Here is a 10,105-nt window from a genome sequence, read left to right as displayed (position 1 = left end):
ACGACCGGCTGCGCTACCGCGTCGAAGGCGGCGCCTGGATACGCGAGCGCCTGGCGCCGTGATCCGGCCCCTCAGCGCGGCGCCATCAGCGCCATCGCGCCCGACACGGTGACCAGCGCCAGCAGCGTGGACACCACCACGCTGGCGGTCACCAGCTCCTCCGCCACGCGGTAGCGCTGCGCGAACATGAACACGTTGGCGCCGATGGGCATGGCGGCGGCCACCACCATCACCGTGAGCGGCAGGCCGTGCACGCCCAGGGCCCAGCCGATGGCCAGCACCAGCAGCGGGTGCACCAGGTTCTTGGCCACGGCCTGCACCAGCGCGCCGCGCAGGTGGGAGCCCACGGGCGTCGCGGCCAGCGTGATGCCCACCAGCACCAGCGCCATCGGCGCGAAGGCCTGGCCCAGCCACTGCAGCGGGCGGTCGATGGCCGCCGGCATGGTCCAGCCGGTGGCGGCGAACAGCAGGCCGGCGGGCACCGGCAGCACCACCGGGTGCAGCACCGCGTTGCGCACCGCGCGCAGCACGGTGGCCAGCACGTGGCGGCGGCCCGGCTCCTCGCGCGCCGCGGCCAGCTCCAGCACCACCGTGGCGCCGGTCAGCAGCGTCAGCGAATGCAGCGACACCAGCGTGAGCAGCGTCACCAGCCCCTCCGGCCCGTAGGCCAGACCGACCAGCGGGATGCCGATCATCACGGTGTTGCTGTAGGTGTTGGCCAGCGCCAGCACCGCCGCCTCGCGGTTGAAGCCGCGCAGCAGCAGCGTGGCGCCATAGATGAGGCCGGCCGCGATGAAGTACGCCGCCACGGGCTTCAGGCTCAGCTCGCCCAGGTGCACCGTGCTCATCGAGCGGAACAGCAGCGCCGGCGCCAGCAGCACGAAGATCAGGTTCGACAGGTCCCGGATCGCCGCCGGCGCGATCCAGCCGCGCCGCCCTGCCACCCACCCCGCCGCGATGAGCAGGACGACGGGCAGCAGCGAGGAGACGACGGGCAGGTTCACCGGTCGAGCATAGCGGGCCGCACGGCGGCGGCCCGCGCCGCCGCGGCCGTCAGAAGCTCACGCGCATGCCCACCGTCACCGTGCGGCCGCGCAGCGGCGCGGCATCCTTGATGAAGGAGGTGTGGGCGAAGGCGAGCCGGTCGGTCAGGTTGTCCGCGCGCAGGTAGAACTGCGTGTCCAGCCGGTCGATGCGGGTGCTGTAGGCCAGGCCCAGGTTGAGCATGGTGTAGCCCGGCGTCCAGGTCTCGTAGGCGGCGATGCGGCGCTGGCTGGCCATGCGGTACGCCTCCACCCAGCCGCTCCAGCCCTGGTAGCTGGCGTTCAACCGCACGCCCAGGCGCTGCGCCGGAATGCGCGGCAGGTTGCGCGACGCCAGGCCGGACGCGTTGTCGAGCCGGCCGCGCACGTGGTCGCCGAACACCGTCACCGACAGGTGCTCGCCCAGCTTCTGCTTCACGCTGCCCTCCAGCCCGGTGAAGGTGGCGTCGCGCTGCGCGTACTCGATGAGCTGCAGGCCCTCGTAGGCATCCAGCGTGTCGGCGTAGATGTAGTTCTTCACGCGGTTGTGGAAGCCCGACACCGAGAAGGTGGTGTCGCCCGCCGTCCGGGCGAGCGTGACGTCGATGTTGCGCGAGGTCTCCTTGCGCAGCCGGTCGTTGCCCACCTCGTAGGTGCGGGTGGCCAGGTGCAGGCCGTCGGCGTACAGCTCCTCGGCCGTGGGCAGGCGCTGGCTGCGCGTGAACGAGCCGCCCAGCGACCAGCCCGGCGCGAAGCGCCACTGCGCGCCCAGCGAGAACGAGGTGCCGCGGTGGCTGGCATCGCGCTGCGTGAGCGAGTCGACGTCGATGCGCTGCCACTCGTGGCGCAGCGAGGCCTCGACGCGCACGTCGCCGAAGCGGCGCTCCTCCAGCGCGAACAGCGCGGTGCGGTTCGTGCGGGTGGGGGCGACGTAGGCCTCCTCGCCCAGGGCGCTGAAGCGGCGCTGCGATGTCTGCACGCCCAGCACGCCGCGCCAGCCGGCGATGGGCAGGTGCTCCAGCTCCAGCCGCGCGTCATGCGCCCGGTTGCGGAAGGTGGTGCTGATCTCCTGGCCCTCGATCTCGTGGTGGCGGTAGCGCGTGATGGCGGCGCGCAGGCGGGCGCGCGCGAAGCCGGGCAGCGGGTCGAGCAGCTCGCCGCGCAGGTCGACGCGCTCGCTGCGCAGCTTCACCCACGGCGTGCCGTGCTCGTGTTCATGCTCGTGGTCGTGGTCATCGCCCTCGGCGTGATCGTGGTCCTCGTGCTCGTGGTCCTCCTCGTGCGCCTCCTGCTCGTCGCCGTGGTCGTGGTCATGGCCGTGCGCGTCGCCCTCGGGGCAATGCAGGTGGCTGCCGTGCGGATGGCAGCCCTCGAAGGCATGGCTGTGGCCCGGCAGGCCGTAGCGGCTGCTCTGCAGGCTGTAGGCCAGCCCCAGGTAGCCGCGCGGTCCCACCCAGGACAGGCCCGCCCCGAAGTTCTCGGTGGCGTTGTCGCTGCCGGGCACGCGGGTGCCGCCCGACCAGTGCCGCCCCACGCGGTAGTCGTGCGCCTCGCGGCGCGAGCCTTCCAGGTGCAGCACGAGGTGGTCGCCCAGCGCCGTCGTGAGGTCGAAGGCGCCGGCCGCCTCGCGCGCACCGCTGCGGCCCTGCAGCTCCACGCTACCCTCGAAGCCGTTGTCGGGCCGCCGCGTGGGCACGCGGCGGTCGAGCACGTTGACCACGCCGCCCACCGCGCCGCCGCCGTACAGCAGCGCGGAGGGCCCGCGCAGCACCTCGATCTGGCGCGTGAGCAGCGGCTCGGACACCACCGCGTGGTCGGGGCTGATGGTGGAGGCGTCCTGGATCTCGGCGCCGTCGCCCAGCACCTTGACGCGCGGGCCGTCCATGCCGCGGATGATGGGCCGGCTGGCACCGGCGCCGAAGTGGGTGGCGCGCACGCCGGGCTCGCCTTCCAGCGTGTCGCCCAGGTTGGCGCCGCGGCGCAGCACCAGGTCTTCGCCTTCCAGCACGCTGGAGGGGGTGACCATGTCGTTCTCGCCCAGCTCCAGCCCGCTGGCGGACACGGTGACCGGCGGCAGCGCCCGGGTGTCGCCGGGCGTCTGCGCCCAGGCGGTGGAGGACAGCGCGGCGATGGCGGTGGAAACGGCGCTCAGGCGCAGCAGTGCGGCGGCGCCGGAGGCACCGCCCAGGGAAAAGCATGTCATGTGGAATTCGCTCGTTGAACAGGCACGTCCCGCTGCCATGCCGGCATGGCGCAGCCAGCCAGCAGCAGGACAGGGCCCCGCGATCGGGAACGCGAGGGACCGGGGAGGTTCAGCGAGCGGGGGGCGGCCCGCGGGCGTCGAACAGCAGGACCCAGCGCGCCAGCGCCTCGCCCTGCATGAAGTCGAAGACGGCGGTGGGCAGCACCACCGGCGGCAGCAGCGCCGCCACCGAGGGCATCGCGCTGCCGTGCGCGAGCTGGTCGTACAGCCGGCACTGCAGGTCGCCGTCGTCGTGGCCGCCGAACAGCGCCAGCAGCCCGTGCGCGTGCGCGTGGTGGCCGTCGTGCGAGGCGGCCGCATGCGCGTCGTGGACGTGCGCGCCGGCGGCCGGCGCCGGGTCGTGCATCACCCGGTGCAGGTGCCCCAGCGTGGCGGCGAGCACCACGGCCAGGGCCAGCAGCCACGCCAGCCCCGCCGCACGGGAGGTGCGGGTGGCGTGCGAGAAGGAGGGTGCGGCGGTCACGAGGCCGGACATTGTGCCAGCCGCCGCCGGAGCATGCGCCCGGTCGGGCTCTCGGGCGCTCAGTCCTTGCGCACGCGCTCGCCGAAGGTCTTGCGGAACTTCTCCACCTTGGGCGCGACCACGAAGGCGCAGTAGCCCTGTCCGGGGTGCTTCAGGAAATAGTCCTGGTGGTAGTCCTCCGCCGGCCAGTAGGACGCCAGCGGCGCCACCTCGGTGACGATGGGCACGCCGCCGTACGCCTGGTGCGCCGCCAGTTCCGCGATCACCTCGCGCACCGTCTGCTGCTGGGCGTCGGTGGTGGTGTAGATGGCGCTGCGGTACTGCGTGCCCACGTCGTTGCCCTGGCGGTTCAGCGTGGTCGGGTCGTGCACGACGAAGAAGATCTCCAGGATCTCGCGCAGGCCGATGCGCTGCGGGTCGAACTGCACCTTGACCACCTCCGCGTGGCCGGTGCTGCCGCTGCACACCTGCTCGTAGGTCGGCTGCGGCTGGTGGCCGTTGGCGTAGCCGGACTCGACGTCCGCCACACCCTCCACGCGGTCGAACACCGCTTCCGTGCACCAGAAGCAGCCGCCGCCGAGGACGATGGTTTCGAGGGGGGCCGGGGAAGACGATGGCATGGCAGTGGACATGGGAGACTCTCCAGGAGGAGATTGTGGCGGGTTGACGCCATTCGAGTGCCTCACTACATTACTAACCCGCGAGTCATTAGCGTCATGCCCTCCTCCTCCGGTTTCTTCAGCGACAAGCGCTGCCCCATCCGCGCCAAGCGCGAGCGGCGCAAGGAAGCGCGCCCCGGCGAACTGCTGGAGGCGGCGCTGGAGCTGTTCGTCGAGAAGGGCTACGCCGCCACCCGCTCCGAGGAGGTGGCCGCGCGCGCCGGCGTGTCCAAGGGCACGCTGTTCCTCTACTTCCCGAGCAAGGAGGAGCTGTTCAAGGCCGTGGTGATGGAAAACATCGCCGGGCGCTTCGGCGGCTGGAACACGGAGTTCGAGCAGTTCGAGGGCAGCACGCCGGAGATGCTGCGCTACTGCCTGGCGACCTGGTGGGAGCACGTCGGCGCCACCCGCGCCTCGGGCATCACCAAGCTGATCCTGAGCGAGGGCGGCAACTTCCCCGAGCTGGCCGCGTTCTACCGGCGCGAGGTGGTGGCGCCGGGGCATGCGCTGCTGCGGCGCATCCTGCAGCGCGGCATCGAGCGCGGCGAGTTCGACCCGGGCATCGACGTGCAGCACGCGATCTACGCCATCGTCTCGCCCATGCTCTTCCTCATGCTGTGGAAGCACTCGGCCAACGTGTGCGTGGAGGAAGGCGTGCCGCTCGACCCGCCGCGCTACATCCAGGCGCAGGCCGACACCCTCCTGCGCGGCCTGTGCACGCCGGCAGGCCGCGCCAGTGACGGCGGCCCGGCCTCCTAGAATCGAAAGTTTGTCTTCCACGCCCTCTTTCCTTGCCTCGACGGAGCAGCCCATGACCCCTCCCGCGACCCCCGAACAGCTTCGTTTCAACATGATCGAGCAGCAGATCCGCCCCTGGAACGTGCTCGAGGCCGACATCCTGGATCTGCTGTCCGTCGTGCGGCGCGAGGACTACGTGCCCGCCGCGCACCGGTCGCTGGCCTTCTTCGACATGGAGATCCCGCTGGGCGACGAGCCCGGGCAGTGCATGCTCTCGCCCAAGGTCGAGGCCCGCACGCTGCAGGACCTGCGCATCCAGCCCGCGGAGAAGGTGCTGGAGATCGGCACCGGCTCCGGCTACATGGCCGCGCTGCTGGCGCACCGCGCCGCCCAGGTGCTGACGCTGGAGATCGACGAGACCCTGGCGCAGCGCGCCGCCGAGACGCTGCGCAGCCACGGCGTCGCCAACGCCGAGGTGCGCCACGCCGACGGCGCGAAGCCGCTGCCCAGCGGCCCGATGTTCGACGTGATCGTGCTCAGCGGCTCGGTGGCCAAGGTGCCGCAGAACCTGCTGGGCTCGCTCAACATCGGCGGGCGCCTGTTCGCCATCGTCGGCGAGGAGCCGATGATGCGCGCCCACATCGTCACCCGCACCAGCGAAGGCCAGTGGGAGACCGCGCAGCCCTGGGACACGGTGGCGCCGCGCCTGCTGAACTTCCCCGAGCCCTCGCGCTTCAGCTTCTGAGGCCCGCACCGCCCATGATCGACCAAGTCCGCCCTGCCGACCTCGCCGCCTGGTTCGCCCAGGCGCCCGACGCCGCCCCCGTGCTGCTCGACGTGCGCGAACCCTGGGAGGTACAGACCGCCCGCGTCGCGCCCGAGGGCGTCACCGTGCTGTCGATCCCGATGAACACCCTTCCCGCCCGGCTGGCCGAGCTGGACCCGTCCCGCCGCATCGCCTGCCTGTGCCACCACGGCGGACGCAGCCAGCATGTGGCGATGTTCCTGGCGCAGCAGGGCTACGAGCAGGTGGCCAACGTGGCCGGCGGCATCGACGCGTGGGCGGCCACGGTCGATCCCACCCTGCCCCGCTACTGATCGGCCGGAGGCCCTTCGCCCATGCGCGCGCCGCGGTCCCGCATCGCTTTCGGCCTCGCCGCGCTGCTGCTCATGGCGGCCGGTGCGCGGGCGCAGAGCCTGATCGAGCTGTACGAGTCCGCCCGCGCGCACGACGCCACCTGGCAGGCCGCGCAGGCGCAGCACGAGGCCACGCTGGCCCGCGCCGAGCAGACCAGGGCCGGGCTGCTGCCGCAGGTGGGCCTGCAGGCGGGCATCTCGCGCACCGAGGCCGACATCCGCACCGACGCCGGCACCGGCCCGCGCAACTTCAACACGCAGCAGATCGGCGTGCAGGCCACGCAGCCGATCTACCGCCCGGCCAACCTGGCCACCTACGAGCAGGGCAAGCGCCAGCACGAGATCGCCCGCGCCCAGCTCGCCCTGGCCGAGCAGGACCTGATCGTGCGCGTGAGCCAGGCGTATTTCGACGTGCTGGCCGCGCAGGACACGCTGCGCCTGGTGCAGGCGCAGAAGGCCGCGGTGGGCGAGCAGCTGGCCGCCGCGAAGCGCAACTTCGAGCTGGGCAACGCCACCGTCACCGACACGCGGGAGGCGCAGGCGCGGCACGACATCGTCGTCGCGCAGGAAATCGCCGCCGCCAACGAGCTGCAGGTGCGCCGCCTGGCGCTGGACCAACTGGTGGGCCGCAGCGGCACCGCGCCGCTGCCGCTGGCCGAGCCCGTGGTGCTGCCGGCGCCGGCGCAGGGCGACATCGCCGGCTGGGTGGCGCAGGCCGAGGCGTCGCACCCCGCCCTCGCCCAGGCCCGGCTGGCGCTGGACGTGGCGGGGCTGGAGATCGACAAGGCCCGCGCCGGCCACAAGCCCGCCATCGACGCCACGCTGGGCTACAGCGTGGTCAACAACCCGCAGGGCGTGATCGACTCCGCGATGCGCACCCGCATCCACGCCGCGCAGGTGGGCGTGCAGTTGACGATGCCGCTGTTCGCCGGCTTCGCCATCGAGAACCGCGTGAAGGAAACCGTCGCGCTGGAAGACCAGGCGCGCGCCCGACTGGCCGATGCGCGGCGCAGCGTGACGCAGGCGACGCAGGCCGCCTTCCTCGGCCTGCAGGCCGGCGCGGGCCAGGTCAGGGCGCTGGAGGCGGCCGAGGCCTCCAGCCAGAGCGCACTGGACGCCAACCGCATGGGCTACCAGGTGGGCGTGCGCATCAACATCGACGTGCTCAACGCCCAGAGCCAGCTCTACCAGACCAAGCGCGACCTGGCCGTGGCGCGCTACAACCTGCTGATGGGCCAGCTCAGGCTGCGCCAGGCGGCAGGCACGCTGACGGCGGAGGACCTGCGGCCGGTCAATGCGGCGCTGGCGGCGGTGGCGCAGTCCTCGCGTTGAGGGGACGCGCCGCCGAGCCGGCGGCGGTCCGGCTCATGCCGCGAACCTGGCCGCATGCGCGCGGAAATTCGCGTTGCGCTCGTCGAGCGCCTCCTGCGTCAGCGGCACCATGATCGGGGCGCCCTCCCTGGCGAAGGCCTGGCACTGTTCCACGTAGGGGCGCAGGCGCTCGTGGTGGACGGGCGATGCGGCGCCCATGTCGCCGCCGTGCTCGGTCCATGCGTTCGCCAGGATCTCCGCCGACACCATCGCCAGCGTCGTCCCCATGCCCGACAGCAGCGCGGCGCAGTGGCCCGCGTCGCCGATGACCGCGACGTTGCCGTTGATCCAGCCCGGCATGTGGGTCTGGCTGACCGAATCGAAGTAGAAGCCCCTGGCCGCGGGATCGGTGAACGCCGCGCGCATCGCGGGCACCTGCCATGCGTCGATGCGCGAGAGGAACCGGTCGATCAGTCCGCGCTGCGCGTCGAGATCGCGGTAGTCGTAGTCGATCTCCGGGCTGGCGGCGAGCATCATCCCCTGCGGGCCGTCGCCCGCGTCGCGGACGACGAGCGTGAGGCCGGGCACGTTGAGCATGGCGCGGTGCCACGCCCGGTCGGCCGGAAGATCGACGAGCGCGACGTAGTAGCCGAAGTGCCGGACATAGTCCTTCTCGGGGCCGAAGGCGAGCCTGCGCACGTTGGAGTGCAGGCCGTCGGCGCCGACCACGAGGTCGTAGCGGCCCTGCCGGCCGTCCATGAAAGCAACGTCCACGCCGCCGGGGCCGTCGGCGATCGACGCGATGGACGCCTTGAAGCGGAACTCGACGCCCTCGGGAACGGCATCCCGCAGGATCCGGTTGAGCCGGTCCCGCGTGATCTCGACGTCGTCGTCGGTCTCGTTGGCGAACCAGCGCAGATCGAGGGTCGCGACCTGCGCTCCCGTGCCGTCGAGGACCGGCGCCGGCTCCACGATGGAGACCTTCTGCTCGGCGATCTTCGCCAGGATCCCCATCCGCTGCGCGGTCCCGAGCGCGCGTCCGCGAACGTCGATGGGCGCGCCGCCCGGCCGCAGGCCGTCGGCGCGCTCGACGACGGTCACCCGGTGGCCGAGGCGGGCGAACCAGTAGGCCGCCGAGAGGCCGGCCATGCTGGCGCCGGAGATGAGGACGTCCATGGGGATGCTCCTTTCCCTGCCGGGGCCTACAGCTTGAATTCCCTGGCCATCCGGATCACGGCCTGCCTGTCGAAGGCGTTGATGTCGTCGATCAGCTCGTTGGTGAACAGGCGGTTCGGGTCGCCGAGCTGCTCGGCCAGCTTCGGGTTCCTGCTGCTCTCGGCGGCCATGTCGATGTTCGCCTGCCACTCGGCGAGCGACGACGCGCCCATGCGCTGGTCCGGGTCGTCGGGCCGGCGCATCCAGCTCTCTCTGCGGTCCTTGAGGATGAAGCCCAGTTCCTTGCGCGCCTCTTCCTCGCTGCGGCCCTTGGGCCGGCTCTCGGGGTACACCGCCCAATGCAAATCGATCGCCGCATCGAGGTTGGCATGCGAGAAGACGGTCGACTTCGCCACGCCCTGGAACAGCGCCACCAGCGCCTTGCGCTGCTCCTTCAGCAGCTTGCGCGGCACGCACAGCCAGCCCGAGCCCACCTGCGCGAACTTCGGCGTGAGCGGCACGTAGCGCAGCCGGGTCCCCACCAGCTCGATGCGGGCGGCGGCGGTGTCGAAGGCCACCATCGCGTCCACGCGGTCGTTGTCGATCGCCGCGCCGGCCGGCGCGCCGTCGCCGATGGCGATGTACTCGCACTTGTCGTCCTTCAGGCCCAGCTCGGCCAGCATGGCCCTGGTGATGACGATGCCGGTGTCGCCCTGGCTGCGCACGCCGATGCGCTTGCCCGCGAGGTCCGCGGCCGAACGGATCGGGCTGTCGGGCTTGACCACGATCACGTTCGCATTGCGCGGCAGCCACTTGTAGACGCTCACCAGGTCGAGCGACGGGTCCTTCGCCATCGCCGGCAGCAGGATGCCCGGCACCGCGGGCCCGAAGTCCACATGCCCGGCGCGCAGGCTCTGCAGCGCCTGCGTCATGCTCGACATGTTGACGTACTCCACGTCGACGCCGTTCGGCTTGTAGAAGTCCAGCCTCGGATGCTGGCCCGCGGTGACGAAGCACTGCTGCGGATCGTTCACCGCCGCGGTGTTCGCCACCTTCATCACCCGCACACTCTGCGCCAGCGCCGGCAGGCCGCCGGCCATGCCCAGGGCGCCGAGGCCCAGGCCGAAGTCACGTCGCGTCAACATGATGGTTCACTCCTTCAGGGAAATGCAGGAACACCGGGGATTCAGACGTTCACCGTCCGCTGCGAGGCATCGGCCGGCATCCAGTGCAGCACGCGGCGCTGGATGCTGCGCAGGAGGCCGGTGAGCACGATGCCGATCACCGACAGCACCACGCACACCGCGAAGCTGCCGCCGGTGTCGGCCTGCGCCTCCATCTGCAGGATGAGCACGCC

Annotated in this window: 10 protein-coding genes; 4 read left to right on the top strand and 6 right to left on the bottom strand. The window is 71.8% G+C overall.

Annotated elements, in window-relative coordinates; genetic code table 11:
* Nucleotides 1-71: 71 nt before the first annotated feature.
* The 4 genes from ACIY1X_RS20810 to msrA form a co-directional block, all read right to left on the bottom strand.
* Nucleotides 72-1,004, bottom strand: a complete 933-nt coding sequence (locus ACIY1X_RS20810; protein WP_399684266.1) for an AEC family transporter — start codon at nucleotides 1,002-1,004, stop codon at nucleotides 72-74.
* Between the two features lie 49 nt (nucleotides 1,005-1,053).
* Nucleotides 1,054-3,225 carry a TonB-dependent receptor domain-containing protein gene (locus tag ACIY1X_RS20805; RefSeq protein WP_399684264.1) on the bottom strand — a complete coding sequence of 724 codons (2,172 nt, stop codon included), beginning with the start codon at nucleotides 3,223-3,225 and terminating at the stop codon, nucleotides 1,054-1,056.
* A 109-nt stretch (nucleotides 3,226-3,334) separates the two neighbouring features.
* The gene (locus ACIY1X_RS20800; RefSeq protein ID WP_399684262.1) at nucleotides 3,335-3,748 is read right to left on the bottom strand and encodes a hypothetical protein; all 414 of its coding nucleotides are present in this window, start codon (nucleotides 3,746-3,748) and stop codon (nucleotides 3,335-3,337) included.
* 59 nt (nucleotides 3,749-3,807) lie between these two features.
* On the bottom strand, nucleotides 3,808-4,380 hold the full coding sequence (msrA, locus tag ACIY1X_RS20795) for a peptide-methionine (S)-S-oxide reductase MsrA (RefSeq protein ID WP_399684260.1): 573 nt from the start codon (nucleotides 4,378-4,380) through the stop codon (nucleotides 3,808-3,810).
* A gap of 84 nt (nucleotides 4,381-4,464) precedes the next feature.
* Here msrA and ACIY1X_RS20790 point away from each other — a divergent pair, with 84 nt between their 5' ends.
* The 4 genes from ACIY1X_RS20790 to ACIY1X_RS20775 are packed head-to-tail and all read left to right on the top strand — an operon-like array spanning nucleotide 4,465 to nucleotide 7,614.
* Nucleotides 4,465-5,166, top strand: coding sequence for a TetR/AcrR family transcriptional regulator (locus ACIY1X_RS20790; RefSeq protein WP_399684258.1), 702 nt, complete (start codon nucleotides 4,465-4,467; stop codon nucleotides 5,164-5,166).
* A 52-nt stretch (nucleotides 5,167-5,218) separates the two neighbouring features.
* Nucleotides 5,219-5,890 carry a protein-L-isoaspartate O-methyltransferase gene (locus ACIY1X_RS20785; protein ID WP_399684255.1) on the top strand — a complete coding sequence of 224 codons (672 nt, stop codon included), beginning with the start codon at nucleotides 5,219-5,221 and terminating at the stop codon, nucleotides 5,888-5,890.
* A gap of 14 nt (nucleotides 5,891-5,904) precedes the next feature.
* Nucleotides 5,905-6,243, top strand: a complete 339-nt coding sequence (locus ACIY1X_RS20780) for a rhodanese-like domain-containing protein (RefSeq protein WP_038203357.1) — start codon at nucleotides 5,905-5,907, stop codon at nucleotides 6,241-6,243.
* 21 nt (nucleotides 6,244-6,264) lie between these two features.
* Nucleotides 6,265-7,614, top strand: a complete 1,350-nt coding sequence (locus ACIY1X_RS20775; protein WP_399684252.1) for a TolC family outer membrane protein — start codon at nucleotides 6,265-6,267, stop codon at nucleotides 7,612-7,614.
* Nucleotides 7,615-7,647: 33 nt separating this feature from the next.
* On the opposite strand, the gene ACIY1X_RS20770 is transcribed toward ACIY1X_RS20775, so the two are convergent.
* Both ACIY1X_RS20770 and ACIY1X_RS20765 read right to left on the bottom strand, forming a co-directional pair.
* Nucleotides 7,648-8,769: an FAD-dependent monooxygenase gene (locus tag ACIY1X_RS20770; RefSeq protein WP_399684250.1), complete on the bottom strand. Its 1,122-nt coding sequence runs from the start codon at nucleotides 8,767-8,769 to the stop codon at nucleotides 7,648-7,650.
* 26 nt (nucleotides 8,770-8,795) lie between these two features.
* Nucleotides 8,796-9,893 (bottom strand): ABC transporter substrate-binding protein, encoded by a 1,098-nt coding sequence (locus ACIY1X_RS20765; protein WP_399684247.1) that lies wholly within the window; start codon nucleotides 9,891-9,893, stop codon nucleotides 8,796-8,798.
* Between the last annotated feature and the right edge of the window lie 212 nt (nucleotides 9,894-10,105).

Source organism: Xenophilus sp., assembly GCF_044462705.1.
Lineage (GTDB): Bacteria > Pseudomonadota > Gammaproteobacteria > Burkholderiales > Burkholderiaceae_C > Xenophilus > Xenophilus azovorans.
The sequence above is the reverse complement of the archived record's forward strand: the minus strand, read 5'-3'. Positions and strand labels throughout refer to the sequence as shown.